This window comes from Kribbella orskensis, assembly GCF_004342085.1.
GTDB lineage: Bacteria > Actinomycetota > Actinomycetes > Propionibacteriales > Kribbellaceae > Kribbella > Kribbella orskensis.
The window spans coordinates 637024-648902 of record NZ_SLWM01000001.1 but is presented as its reverse complement, the minus strand read 5'-3'; the positions used below and the strand labels follow the sequence as shown (position 1 = coordinate 648902).

General features: G+C 68.5%; 14 protein-coding genes and 2 pseudogenes. 6 read left to right on the top strand and 10 right to left on the bottom strand.

Annotation, left to right across the window (positions count from 1 at the left end; genetic code table 11):
- Positions 1-10: 10 nt before the first annotated feature.
- The 9 genes and pseudogenes from EV644_RS03190 to EV644_RS03155 all read right to left on the bottom strand — a co-directional run.
- Positions 11-193, bottom strand: a pseudogene (locus tag EV644_RS03190) (IS3 family transposase); the annotation flags it as partial.
- A gap of 188 nt (positions 194-381) precedes the next feature.
- Complete coding sequence (locus EV644_RS03185; RefSeq protein ID WP_132187036.1) at positions 382-1125, bottom strand: DUF4158 domain-containing protein; 744 nt, start codon at positions 1123-1125, stop codon at positions 382-384.
- 160 nt (positions 1126-1285) lie between these two features.
- The gene (locus tag EV644_RS03180) at positions 1286-2056 is read right to left on the bottom strand and encodes an SGNH/GDSL hydrolase family protein (RefSeq protein ID WP_132187037.1); all 771 of its coding nucleotides are present in this window, start codon (positions 2054-2056) and stop codon (positions 1286-1288) included.
- Positions 2053-2613, bottom strand: a complete 561-nt coding sequence (locus EV644_RS03175; protein WP_132187038.1) for a PadR family transcriptional regulator — start codon at positions 2611-2613, stop codon at positions 2053-2055. The genes EV644_RS03180 and EV644_RS03175 overlap by 4 nt, the downstream gene beginning before the upstream one ends.
- A gap of 41 nt (positions 2614-2654) precedes the next feature.
- Entirely contained in the window at positions 2655-2813 is a 159-nt protein-coding gene (locus tag EV644_RS44365) for a hypothetical protein (protein WP_158292728.1), read from the bottom strand.
- Positions 2814-3358: 545 nt separating this feature from the next.
- Positions 3359-4099 (bottom strand): ABC transporter permease subunit, encoded by a 741-nt coding sequence (locus tag EV644_RS03170; protein ID WP_132187039.1) that lies wholly within the window; start codon positions 4097-4099, stop codon positions 3359-3361.
- Complete coding sequence (locus tag EV644_RS03165; protein ID WP_132187040.1) at positions 4099-4815, bottom strand: ABC transporter ATP-binding protein; 717 nt, start codon at positions 4813-4815, stop codon at positions 4099-4101. Before EV644_RS03165 ends, EV644_RS03170 begins: the two co-directional genes overlap by 1 nt.
- A complete protein-coding gene (locus EV644_RS03160) occupies positions 4788-5039 on the bottom strand; it encodes a hypothetical protein (protein ID WP_132187041.1) in 252 nt (83 codons plus the stop codon). The genes EV644_RS03165 and EV644_RS03160 overlap by 28 nt, the downstream gene beginning before the upstream one ends.
- Positions 5000-5488, bottom strand: coding sequence for a hypothetical protein (locus EV644_RS03155; RefSeq protein ID WP_132187042.1), 489 nt, complete (start codon positions 5486-5488; stop codon positions 5000-5002). Before EV644_RS03155 ends, EV644_RS03160 begins: the two co-directional genes overlap by 40 nt.
- Here EV644_RS03155 and EV644_RS47650 point away from each other — a divergent pair.
- The 5 genes and pseudogenes from EV644_RS47650 to EV644_RS03130 all read left to right on the top strand — a co-directional run.
- Positions 5471-6051: pseudogene (locus EV644_RS47650) on the top strand (LD-carboxypeptidase); the annotation flags it as partial. The gene EV644_RS03155 and the pseudogene EV644_RS47650 overlap by 18 nt on opposite strands.
- Positions 6046-6690 (top strand): S66 peptidase family protein, encoded by a 645-nt coding sequence (locus EV644_RS03145; protein ID WP_369410484.1) that lies wholly within the window; start codon positions 6046-6048, stop codon positions 6688-6690. The pseudogene EV644_RS47650 and the gene EV644_RS03145, both read left to right, overlap by 6 nt.
- Positions 6687-7871: a sensor histidine kinase gene (locus EV644_RS03140; RefSeq protein WP_132187045.1), complete on the top strand. Its 1185-nt coding sequence runs from the start codon at positions 6687-6689 to the stop codon at positions 7869-7871. Before EV644_RS03145 ends, EV644_RS03140 begins: the two co-directional genes overlap by 4 nt.
- 7 nt (positions 7872-7878) lie before the next feature.
- On the top strand, positions 7879-8535 hold the full coding sequence (locus EV644_RS03135; RefSeq protein ID WP_132187046.1) for a response regulator: 657 nt from the start codon (positions 7879-7881) through the stop codon (positions 8533-8535).
- Between the two features lie 8 nt (positions 8536-8543).
- Positions 8544-9104 carry a GNAT family N-acetyltransferase gene (locus EV644_RS03130; protein ID WP_132187047.1) on the top strand — a complete coding sequence of 187 codons (561 nt, stop codon included), beginning with the start codon at positions 8544-8546 and terminating at the stop codon, positions 9102-9104.
- A gap of 227 nt (positions 9105-9331) precedes the next feature.
- Here the strand turns inward: EV644_RS03130 and EV644_RS03125 are convergent, their stop codons facing one another.
- Entirely contained in the window at positions 9332-9967 is a 636-nt protein-coding gene (locus EV644_RS03125; RefSeq protein WP_132187048.1) for a TetR/AcrR family transcriptional regulator, read from the bottom strand.
- Between the two features lie 87 nt (positions 9968-10054).
- On the opposite strand from EV644_RS03125, the gene EV644_RS03120 reads away from it, so the two are divergent.
- Positions 10055-11539 (top strand): MFS transporter, encoded by a 1485-nt coding sequence (locus EV644_RS03120; protein WP_132187049.1) that lies wholly within the window; start codon positions 10055-10057, stop codon positions 11537-11539.
- The last annotated feature ends 340 nt before the right edge of the window (positions 11540-11879 follow it).

The window sequence follows — 11879 nt, the reverse complement described above, 5'->3', positions numbered from 1 at the left end:
GCGGCGTGGTCAGCCAGACCAAGTTCGGCGCCAGCTCGGTGAACCCGCGTTTCACCAGGTCGTCGTGCACAGGTGGGCCGACGTTGCGGTTGGGGCCACGCTTCTTGGCGTGGATCGACCAGATCCGCTCCTGCGAGCACAACGTGGCGTCGCTGTTCTCACCCGCCACGACGCCTTGGGCGGCGAGTTCGTTGCGGGTGGCAATAAGCAGCACGAACAGGTCCAGCGCGTCGTCGATCGCCTGCGCCTCCAGATTCCGGACCACCGCGGTCATCAGCGCCGTACGCCGCGGCTCTGGGGTGCGCTCGAGGACCGCAGCCTTGCTCTACATCCCGTACTGCGCCAGCGTCGCCAGCCGGTTCACCGGCACCCGCGACAAATTCACCCGGCCAGCCTGTACGCGGAGATCTCGTTGACCCGATCCAGCGCCTGCGCCATCGCCGTGCCCGTCGAGCGCGTCGGCGACCGCCGCAGCCGTTCCAGCTCCGATCGGCCCTCACCGTCGGGTACCGCGAGCAGCCCGACCAGCGCCGGCGGCAGTGCAGGATGCGCGCGGAACGTCGCGCGGGCGACCGTGGCGTGCAGCCGATCCTCCGCTGCGGTCCGCGCGGCCGACACCTGCCGCGCCAGCACGCCCACCCCTGGCAGCAGCACCCGATGGCGCCGCAGCCACGCGGTCGGGTGGTTGAACAATGCGACCGGGCCTTCGGCATGGGTCCAGGCGCGGCCGTAGAGGAACGTGCGGAACTTGCGGCCCCAATCCGGGTCGTCGTACTTGTGGTAGCCGAAAGCCTGCTCGATCTCCCAGGCATGCTCGTAGGCGGTCTTCTCCCGATCGATGTAGATCTTCACCACCGACGGGTCCGCCAGGCCGAGCTGCTCGGCGAGGTACTCCACCACCGGCCACCGCACATCGAGCCGATCGACCAGGAACAACCCGACGTAGCGGACCATGCAAACCTGCAACGCGAACCCCAGCCGCGAGTGATCACCACGGCGTTTACCGATCAACCGGCGGTCCTCATCGTCGAGGAGGACGAACCGCTCCAGCTCCGGACGGCTCGGCTCCAGGCGGAACGCCCCGTACGACTCGGCCCGCTCATCAGTCAAGAACTCCACCGGCACGGCGGAACCGTAGCGTCAGGCCGGTTGACCAGCGAATCTGGGGATTAGCGCCAACGGCTGTACTGCTGCTACTCAACCCCGGCATCCTGCGCTTCTTCGCCCGCTCACCACCCCCAGCCCCTGGCGGACCCTCACCTGACCAGGCTCCCGCCAGTGAGTGTCAGGGGAGGGCGACCGGGGTCAAGTGCGGGCGTTTGGCGGTCCGGCCATCGGCGGTGGAGCGACCTCGAAGGCGACGGTAGGCCCAGGGGGTGACGAAGGAGGCTATCCAGGCCAGCTCGGTGCGGGTGGCTTGCCAGGGTGTCGGGCGGGCTTGGGGTTCCAACGGGAGCGTCCAGGCGTCGTCGCTGCCAGGCAGGCCGAACACGTGGCTCATCGCGGCGGCGATACGGGCATGACCAAGTGGGCTGGCATGCAGGCGATCCGCGCTCCACATTCTCGGGTCGGTGGCGAACGCGTGCGGGAAGGTGTCGGCCACCAGTACGCCGTGCCTGTCCGCGGCGGCTGTGATCCGGGCGTTGAACTCGATCACGCGGGGTCGCAGGCGCTTGGCGAGCGGCGCGATCTTCCCGATGTCAGGCAGCGTGACCGTGGCGACCACCGCACCGGCGGCCGTCAGAGCCACGAAGATCTCCTCGAGGTCCGCGACGACCTCGGCAGCGCGGAAGCCCGGCCGGATCAGGTCGTTCATCCCGCCCAACACGGTTGCGATGTCGGGCTGCAGGGCCAGGGCCGGCTCCAGTTGCCCAGCCCGGATCTGGGCGGTTCCGAGGCCACGGATAGCGAGATTGGCGTACTGCAGGCCCGGGTTCGCCTCAGCCAGCTGATCGGCCAGCCGATCGGCCCAACCCCGATAGCCGGCGCTCCCGTCCCAGTCGCCGAGCCCCTCCGTCTGGCTGTCTCCCAGGGCGACATAGCGCTGGTAAGTCATGACGTTCCCCTCCGTTGGCGTAGCACTTCGGCGGTCGTGGTCGACCAGTCGCGCACGACCTGCTGGAACCGGATGCCGCCCAGGCAGGTCAGGTAAGGCCCGATCTGCTCACCCCGCCGCAGATAGGTCTGCTCGTCGAGGTCGCCGCGCAGCCGGAGCAGGATCTGGCCGAAGAGTTCGAGTTTGGCCGACGCCTCTGCGGCCCGCTCCTCGAGCTGGGCGATCACCGGTTCCGGATCGAGCTGGTCGATCACCTGGATCTTGACCAGCAGGTCGTCGCGGAACGACAGCGGCTTGGAATCCGCCGCCGCGAACTTCGCCAGCTCCTCGAGCCCGGCCGGCGTCACTGTGAACACCCGCTTGTTCGGCCGGTCCAGCTGGACCACCTCGCGGCCGCTGATCAACCCGGCCTGCTCGAGCCGGGTCAGCTCGGAGTACAGCTGCTGCGATGAGGCGGACCAGAAGTTCGCCACCCCGACATCGAAGGCCTTGGCCAGCTGGTAGCCGCTGTACTCGTCGTCGCACAACGCTGCCAGTACTGCGTGCCGAAGGCCCATGAGCATTCCCTACCCAAGAAATTGACTAACCATGATTATGACTAGGGATATCGATGTCCGTCAAGCGCGTCCAGGTTGTCGATCAGCGTGAACTTGTCCGACAGCAGCGTCCGGCCCAGCCGGCGGCCCTCGCTGCCACGGAAGGTGCGGACGAGGAACGACCGGGTGTCGCCGGTTACTCGATGGGCGTCTTGGCGCACATCGGGCCCGCGGAGCACTCACGTCTTAACTCACGTGATTCAGCGGCAGAGAGTGATAATGCTGAGTGTCGGTGAGATGCTCAGTTAGGCATAAGCCCAGGTCATGAGCGCTCTTGCGGGCTGATCGCAGGCGATGAGCGGTTTGGGCTCAGAAAGCGGTGGTTAGGGGTTCGACCTCCCGTCAATTCCCGCCCAGCTCGAGGGGTGCGACGCGGGAGCTGACGCTCCTCCTGCTCCGTTGCTGCTCCGTCGGACATCGGCAACTGGTGACTAGTGGCGGAAACCCTTGGGTGATGAAACCGCAGGTCAGAAGCTCCTTGAGTTTGCGGGGACCAGGGATCCTTCACGCCTCTCGAAGATCACCCAGATCTACGAGGGCACCAACCAGGTCCAACGAATCGTCATGGCCGCCAGCTCCTCAAGGGCCTCGGCTGACCACATCTGCGCAGGTCAGAGCGGGACGATCCGACGTTCCATGGCAGCTCTGTCAGAGGCCGTGTCCGCGATGTTTCCGGCGATGCTCGGTCCAGTCCTGCTGAGAACGCTCAGGCGGGGTCGCGGCGTACGAATGCGAGTGATCCCGCGAGGACGACGATCGCGGTGTACGCCGCGAAGACAAGGGCGCCGGCCCATGGCTGCAGGAGCGTCGGGCCGCCGTCGGACAGCGCGCCGTCAGACAGCACGGCGTCGGCCGCGTGGCCGGGTAGCCACTTGGCGATGCCGGGAGCCCGGGTGACTATCGGCAGGATGCCCTCGAGCACCAGCCTCCAGACCAGTACGGCGACGATGGCGACGGTACTGCTGGGCAGCAACGCTCCGGCACCGGCTGCCAGCACGGCCCACGCTGCGCCGAGGGCGGCAACGCCGAGCACGGTTGTCACGACGTCGAAGCTCCAGTCGATCTGTATGTCGTGCTTCAGCCGCATCGTCACGACGGCGGCCATGACACTCACTGCCGATCCCACCACGGCGATCATCGAGCCGTAAGTGGCGACCACGACGGCTTTGGCCACGATCACCCTGGACCGCTGCGGAGTCTGCAGCACGGTGGTGCGGATGGTGCGGTGGTGGAACTCCCCGGCCACCGAGAGCACGGCCACGATGACGGCAAGGAACCACATGGGCTGGCCGGACACGACGACGGCGGCGGTCGAGGTCACATCCCCGCCTGCATCACCGAGGAAGAAGCCTCCGAGTGCGGAGATCACGACCGCGACCCCGAGGACGACCCGTGAGATCAGCAGCGTGCGCAGCTTCAGCGCCTGGGCGGCGATCAAGTCCTTCATTACCCTTGTCCCTCCTGGATGAGGCCGAAGAACAGGTCCTCGAGCGAGTCGGACGCATTCGTGTCGAAGAGCTCGGCCATCGAGCCGTGGATGATCAGGCGCCCGCGATCGATGACCATGACGTCGTCGACTGTCTGGGCGAGTTCGGCGAGCAGGTGGCTGGAGACGAGCACGGTCCGGCCGTCGGCCGCGAGCCCGCGCAGCAGCCGTCGCAGCCACAGCACACCGGCCGGGTCGAGCCCGTTGGCCGGCTCGTCGAGGATCAGTGTCTCCGGGTCTCCGAGCAATGCGCTCGCGAGCCCGAGCCGCTGACGCATTCCCATCGAGAACCCGCCAGTACGCCGACGGGCCGCGTCGCCAAGGTCGACCAGCTCCAGGACCTCGTCGACCCGGCGGTCGGGTATCCGTGACACCCGAGCAAGGACGCGCAGCGAATTGCGGGCCGACCGGCCTGGGTGGAACACGTCTGGGTCGGTCATCGCGCCGACGACTCGCGCCGGGCTGCGCAGATCGGCGTACTCGAGTCCGTCGATGGTGGCCCGACCGGAGGTCGGTCTGGTCAGCCCGAGCAGCATCCGCAAGGTGGTGGACTTTCCGGCACCGTTCGCGCCCAGGAAACCGGTGATGGTGCCTGACTCCAATGTCACACTGAGGTCCTCGACGGCAGCCACCGCGCCGTAGTGCTTGGTCAGCCGAGCGAGCTCAATTCGTCCCATGACCGGTCCTCCCGGTAGCAGCGTGGGGCCCACTGGTCGTCGCTCAGCCGCATGATCCGGGCGGCGATGGCCGCGGCGGTGGCGAGTGCCAGCGCGTACTTGGCGAGGCTGAGGTCGACTGCGCTGGCCGGGAATGCCTCGATGGCTACCGCCGCGGCCGCTGGCCCGACCACCGACAGCGGGATCAGCCGTCCGCGGTACAGCGCGACGGGAAGCAGCACCACAGCGAGGGCGTAGGCCGTGATGAGCGGCAGCACGACCGCGCCGCCGGCGCTGGAGTCGATGGCTTCGAGCGTGCCGATCGCGTCGGCAGCAACGCGAACGTCGAGTACGCCATGTGGCCGAGCGCGCCCATCACCCCGAGCAGCGCCGCCGCTCGAGCAAGGTAACGGCCCCGGCCCTGCACCAGTCGTGCTGCGCCGATCACGCCGAAGACCAGCAGGATCGACGACACAACCATGACGATCGCCTCGGCCATCAGCCGGCCGGAGGCCTCGGTCGCGATCCGGTAGAGCTCGTCGGGTTCACCGGAGTTCGGGGGCGCGAGGACGCCGCCGACGGCGACCAGCGCGGCCGATCCGACCAGGCCGACCGCAGTGACCGTCCGGTGTACGCGCGCCTGGCTTGCGGCCCCGGCGGAGGTACCTCCGAGGTGATGCTGTTTCGAACTCATGAAGCTCTCCATCTGGGTTCGTGGCTTCGATGTCGTCGACTGTGCGGCGTTCGCGGTCTCGGATGCGTCCACCCGGGGATCGGCGCGAGCACTTCGCCGGTGGGTCGTGCTGGGCTGCGTTCCACCCGTGGGTGGAACCGGCCCGGCCGCAGGGTGGATGCCGGAACCGGGGCTGGGTTGGCAGACTCGTGGCATGACCACGCCTCGGGGTCCGTCACCGGACCCGTCATGAACACCGTTGTGGCGAAGGCTGCGCCACCCGGCTCGACCATCGGCGTCGTCACGCCGGGCAGCCCTGCGGAAAGCCGCGCCCAGATCCAGCGCGCCATCCGCCGACAGGAGGAGCACGGTTATCGGGTCAAGCTGGCCGCCGGAGCACTCGAACGCCAGGATTGGCATGCCGGCAGCCCCGAGACGCGCAGCCGCGATCTGCAGGACGCCTTCGGGATCCGGAGATCGACGCCGTCCTGACCATGCGGGGCGGCTACGGCTCCGCGCAGCTCATCCCGCTGCTCGACTTCGAGGCGATCGGGCGCAACCCGAGGGCGTTCATCGGGATGTCCGACATCACGGCGTTGCACACGGCGCTGGGTAGGTTCGCCGGATTGGTGACTTTCTATGGCCCGTCGTTGACCCACTTCGGGAGTCCGTCCGTGCCCGCGCTCACCAGTGAGCGGTTTCTGCAGGTGCTATCGGGACAGACGACCGGAACGGTGCCGGCGGATACGGAGCGACTCAACCTCATCGGTCTGGTGGGAGGGCGGGCAAGCGGCCGGATCGTCGGCGGCTGTCTCGGCGACCTCCAGCACACGATCGGTACGCCGTGGGAGTTCCAGCTGGACGGCGCCATCTTCTTCTTCGAGGATGTCGGCCGCGCACCGATTCAGCTCGACCGGTCCCTGCTCCACCTCGAACAGATCGGCAAGCTCGACGGCGTGCTGGGAATCGTGGTCGGCGAGCTGGCCGGCTGCGAGTGGGACGAATGGACCTCCGCGCCACATACGAAGACGCTCGAGGAGGTCCTCCTCGGTCGGCTCGGCCATCTCGGCGTACCGATCCTCTACGGGCTGCCCCTCGGCCACGGTTCGAGCATCGCGACGCTGCCGCTCGGGGTGGAGGCTACCGTCGACGCCGACGCGATGACCCTCACCGTCAACCAGCCCGCCTTAGAGCCGGGCTCGGTGGCAGACTTGCTGCCATGACCGTGCGCACCGCTCATACCGGTCGATCGGCGAGCACTCGGTCGGCCGGCTTCCGATCGGAGTCAGCGCGGGAGGATCTGCTGCTCGGTGCCGTGGTTGGGTTCGCCGGGCTGCTCGAGATCGTCGCCGGTGCGGTTGAGGAGCATCGGCTCGTGGCCTCCGTGTCCGTGGTTGGCATGGCCGCGGCGCTGGTGTTCCGCCGCCGCCACCCGCTCGTCGTCTTGGTTGCCGTGCTGCTGCTGTTCCTGATCCAATCCGCTGCTGGTGTGTCCGCCAATGCTCAGCTGGCAACGTTGGCGTGCTCGCTGATCGCGGCGTACTCGCTCGGAGCGCACGCGGATGTCGCCGCCGCTGCGTCGGGCCTGCTGCTGGGTCTGCTGGTCGTCGTTGGTGTCATCTACGCTGACGGCGGTGGGGCGTCTGACTACGGGTTCGGTGCGCTGGTGGTGGTCGGCCCCTGGCTGGCCGGGCTGTTCGTACGACGCCGCGCTGTGGCCGCCGCCGACTCCGACGCGAAGGCGGCCGCGGTCGCTGCATCCGCGCAGGCGCGGGCGCTGAAAGCAGCCGACGATGAGCGAGCCCGGATCGCGCGCGAGCTGCACGACGTGGTGTCGCATGGGTTGTCCGCGATGGTGGTGCAGGCCACCGCAGCAGCCGAGCTGGTTGACCGCGACCCGGATCGTGCCCGTGCCGCGATGCGCGAGGTCCAGCTAACCGGGCGGGAGGCGATGGTGGAGATGAAGCACCTGCTCGGTGTGCTCCGCCCGTCGGAGGGTCAGGCTCGGCACCCGCAGCCCACCCTGGACGAGGTGGCGGAGCTGGTGCGTGCCGAGCAGGCGTCCGGACGCTCCGTGTCGCTGGAAGTCGCGGGTGATCGGCGTGAGCTGCCGCGCGGCCTGGCGCTGTCGGCCTATCGCATCGTGCAAGAAGGGCTGACCAACGTGCGCAAGCACGCGGGCAATGGCTCGGCTCGCGTGTGCGTGCGATTCGAGCCTGGCGCACTCCAGGTCGAGGTGATCGACGACGCGGCGCCGTCGGGATCCGAGGTCACGGATCCTGGCTATGGACTGGCGGGCATGCGCGAGCGCGCCCAGCTGTATGGCGGCCGTGTCGACGCTGGTCCGCGTGCCGATGGCCCGGGCTGGCACGTCCGGGCCACCTTCCCACTCGAGCCGAAGTGACCGCGGCATGATCCGGGTGCTCATCGTCGACGACCAGGCGCTGGTGCGGGCCGGGTTCCACGCGATCCTCGAATCCCGGCCAGACCTGGAAGTCGTGGGAGAGTCCGACGACGGCGTCGGCGCGATCGAGCGGGCGCGAGCCCTGACCCCGGACATCGTCCTGATGGACATCCGAATGCCAAGACTCGACGGGATCGAAGCCACCCGCAGGCTCTGCGCCGATCCTGACTGGCTCGGGCGGATCATCGTGCTCACCACCTACGACGCCGATGAGAACGTCTGGGACGCACTGCACGCCGGCGCCTCGGGGTTCGTACTGAAGACCACGACCGCAGAGGAGTTGGTGCACGCGGTCCGCACCGTTGCCGCAGGCAAGGAACTCCTGGCGCCGGAGGTGACCGAGCGACTCGTGCGCGAGTTCGTGTCCCACCCGCGCCCCGGTACCCAGCCGCAGCCCCTGGCCGAGCTCACCGAACGGGAGGCCGAGGTCCTGCGCCTGGTCGCCGCGGGACGTTCCAACGCCGACATCGCGCTCGAGATGTTCGTCGCCGAGTCGACCGTGAAGACCCACATCAACCGGCTGTTCGCCAAGCTCGGCGTGCGCGACCGCGTCCAGGCCGTCGTCCTGGCGTATGAGTCGGGCTTCGTCGTGCCAGGTCGATAGGACCATCGGTGTTGTCGCCCGAGTTTCCGTTGCGGACCGCACGGCTGCTGTTGCGGCCCTTCTCGGACGCCGACTTCGAGGACCTGTACGCGATTCACTCCCGCCCGGACGTGACCCGCTATCTCTACGCCGAACCTGGGGACGCGGCGCAGGTGCGTGAGCTACTCGACCGCAAGGTCGGCGAGTCGACGCTCGACGGCGCGAGACAGCGCCTCTCGCTTGCTGTGGTCTGGCCGCAGGTCGACCGGGTGATCGGCGAGATCCACCTGGAGTGGCTTAGCCGCGAGCACCGCCAGGGCGAGATCGGGTTCGTGTTCCACCCCGACCATCACGGCCAGGGGTTCGCGACCGAGGCGGCCGAGGTCTCATTGCGTCTCGGTTTCGACGGCCTCGGCCTGCACCGGATCATCGGCCGCGTGGACTCCCGCAACATCGGCTCGGCGCGGGTCCTGGAGAAGCTCGGCATGCGACGCGAGGCGCACTTCGTACACGACGAGTTCTTCAAGGGCGAGTGGGCCGACCAGCTCGTGTACGCACTCCTCGACCAGGAGTGGAGGGCGCGCCACTGAGACTCGGTCACACGGCGGGCTTTCAGCACAGCCTCGTCCATAGGTTGAACGACGATCCCCCTCCTCGGACACCATGGGGTTCAACTCCCTGGGAACGCCTGAACGTCGCCTTCAACTCTCCAGCCGCGAGCGACCACAGGTCACCCGTTGTGCGCGCCGGTCGAACCAGGGCTTGGACATCTGTTGGGTCGGCCAGGTCCGCATCGTCCGGCCCGGCGACCCAGCGCTCAGGCCCGCCAGCGGTCGGTCAGTTCGTCATTGCTGGGGGGCGGTCCCGGGAGTTCCGAACCGCCGCCCGGTCGTTCCCCGGGCCGATGCATCGCCTCCAGCATCAGGGTGAGGTACCGGTGCCGGAGCTGGTTCGTCCGAGCCTCGTCGCCGAGCTTGATCGATGTGATCTGCTCGAGGATCACCCCGAAGTCCTCGACCACGATCCCTGGCCGGAGGTACTCCTTCGTCCGCGCGTAGATGGCCTGGTTCAGCTCGGCCGCCCGGGCGGCGTCCTGCCACAGGTCGGGCGTCGGGGTGAACGTTCCCGCCAGCCGCTGGGTCAGTGAGTTGGTGTCAGCGTCGACCTGCGCGTGCAGGAACGCTCCGAACGCAACCCACGGCTCGCGGTCGTCGGCGAGAGCCTTCTCCGACTCCTCGATGTACCGGGCCAGCCCGTCGCTGCAGAGCTTGCGGAGCAACTCCTCCTTGCTCGCGTACCGCCGGTAGAGCGCGCTGATACCGACACCAGCGCGCTCCGCCACCGCGGAGATCGGGGCGCCCGGATCGGCGATGAACACCGCCCGGGCCGCGGCCAGGATCACTTCGTCGTTGCGGGCCGCCTGCGCCTGCCGGCCACTGAGAGCTTTCGTCATGTCGCCAAGATTACCACTTGAACGGAATGCTCCGTTCCGTTAGAGTTGGAACAGAACGTTTCGTTCCGTTTGGGTTGGGAGCCGATGATGACCGCAGTCGTAGAACTCCACCGCAGCGCAGCAGCAGCCGCCGTCCTCGAGGCCGCCCCGCGGCGCCTTCGCAAGCGCTGGCTCGCCTTCTCCGCGGTCATCACCGCGTCGGTGATGGACCTACTCGACTCGACCGTGATGAACGTCGCCGCCCCCGCCATCCGCGCAGACCTCGGCGGCTCCTACGCGAGCCTTCAGTGGATGGCCGCCGGGTACACGATGGCCCTGGCCGTCCTGCTCCTCGTCGGCGGCCGCCTCGGTGACCTGGTCGGCAGGAAGCAGGCGCTGCTGATCGGCGTCGGCGGGTTCACCGTGATCTCGTTCCTCTGCGGCCTCGCGGTGTCGTCGGAGGCGCTGATCGCCGCGCGTGTCGCCCAGGGCGTGTTCGCCGCGATCATGTTGCCGCAGGGCTTCGGACTGGCCCGAGACCTGTTCGAACCGGACGAGCGAGCCAAGGCATTCGGGTTCTTCGGTCCGGTGATGGGTCTGTCGGCGGTGGTCGGCCCGGTCGTCGGCGGCACGCTGCTCGACGCGGACCTGCTGGGTATCGGCTGGCGAGCGATCTTCCTGGTGAACATCCCGGTCGGCATCTTCACCTTCGTCGTCGCGGCCAAGTACCTGCCGAACACTCAGCCCACTGGCCGCCGGATCTCGCTGGACATTCCCGGGCTGCTGATCGCCGGCGCCGGCCTGGTCGCCCTGGTCTACCCGCTGGTGCAAGGTCACGAGATCGGCTGGCCGCTGTGGTCGAAGGCGCTGCTGGTCGCCTCGGTACCGGTGCTCGCCGGGTTCGGTGTCTACCAGTCCCGCCGGCAGCGCAGCGGCGCGACCCCGCTGATCGAGCCCGGGCTGCTGCGGAGCCGCTCGTACCTGTCCGGCGTGCTCTTCGCGGTGGTCTTCTTCGGTGCGATGGCCGGCACGTTCGTCCTGGGCATGTTCCTCCAGGTCGGCCTCGGCTACACCCCGATCCACGCGAGCCTGGCGATGGCGCCCTGGGCGTTCGGGGCGCTGATCGGCTCGGCGGTCTCCGGGATCGCGATGCAGAAGTACGGTCGCAAGCTGCTGCATATCGGCCTCGCGCTGATGGCGATTGGACTGCTCGGACTGTACGGCGTGCTGGCGCTGACCGGCCTGAACGTCGGGCACTGGGATCTCGTGGTCCCCAACCTGATCGGCGGAGCCGGTATGGGCATGGTCTTCGTCCCGCTGTTCGACATCATCCTTAGCGGCGTTCGGGACGAGGAGGTCGGCTCGGCCACGGGCATGCTGGGCTCGCTCGAGCAGGTGGGTATCGCGCTCGGTATCGCGGTGATCGGGACCATCTTCATGGGCAAGGTCGCCCACGCCGCGCCCGCGACCCGCGCCCTGGCCGCACTCGACGGCACCCAGGCGGCGCTCCTCGCCACCGTCGGCGGGATCCTCCTCGCGTTCGCGGTCGGCTTCCTGCTCCCCAAGACCGCCCGAGCCGGCGCCGAGCACTGATCCAGCCGGCCTCGGCCGGTCTCCCGGCAGCCTGAGAGCCGCCGCTCCATTCCCCGGAGCGGCGACTCCCTGCCGCACCGAGCCCCGGCCACCGCCTACACCGCCCGCCGGGGCTGGAAGGCGGTCGTTGCCATGTCGCCGCAGGTCCCACGGCTTCCTGCATCAAGTGCGGGAGCCCACGCTGATGGGGTGCGAGTTGGATGGTGTTGCGGGCGTGGTGCCTCGGCTGTTGGGTGATCCCGAGATTGGGCTGCTGCTCGGATGAGTGCTCTCGGCCGATCCGCCCAGGACGGTCCTTGAAATTGGTCTCCGGGATGGTGTCGTATCAGCGTGCTGCCGT

Bases quoted from the DNA above. Each gene is read 5' to 3' on its own strand.
- EV644_RS03180 (WP_132187037.1), bottom strand. From the start codon at position 2,056: ATGACTTACCAGCGCTATGTCGCCCTGGGAGACAGCCAGACGGAGGGG.
- EV644_RS03175 (WP_132187038.1), bottom strand. From the start codon at position 2,613: ATGGGCCTTCGGCACGCAGTACTGGCAGCGTTGTGCGACGACGAGTAC.
- EV644_RS03170 (WP_132187039.1), bottom strand. From the start codon at position 4,099: ATGAAGGACTTGATCGCCGCCCAGGCGCTGAAGCTGCGCACGCTGCTG.
- EV644_RS03165 (WP_132187040.1), bottom strand. From the start codon at position 4,815: ATGGGACGAATTGAGCTCGCTCGGCTGACCAAGCACTACGGCGCGGTG.
- EV644_RS03155 (WP_132187042.1), bottom strand. From the start codon at position 5,488: ATGAGTTCGAAACAGCATCACCTCGGAGGTACCTCCGCCGGGGCCGCA.
- EV644_RS03145 (WP_369410484.1), top strand. From the start codon at position 6,046: ATGTCCGACATCACGGCGTTGCACACGGCGCTGGGTAGGTTCGCCGGA.
- EV644_RS03140 (WP_132187045.1), top strand. From the start codon at position 6,687: ATGACCGTGCGCACCGCTCATACCGGTCGATCGGCGAGCACTCGGTCG.
- EV644_RS03135 (WP_132187046.1), top strand. From the start codon at position 7,879: ATGATCCGGGTGCTCATCGTCGACGACCAGGCGCTGGTGCGGGCCGGG.
- EV644_RS03125 (WP_132187048.1), bottom strand. From the start codon at position 9,967: ATGACGAAAGCTCTCAGTGGCCGGCAGGCGCAGGCGGCCCGCAACGAC.
- EV644_RS03120 (WP_132187049.1), top strand. From the start codon at position 10,055: ATGACCGCAGTCGTAGAACTCCACCGCAGCGCAGCAGCAGCCGCCGTC.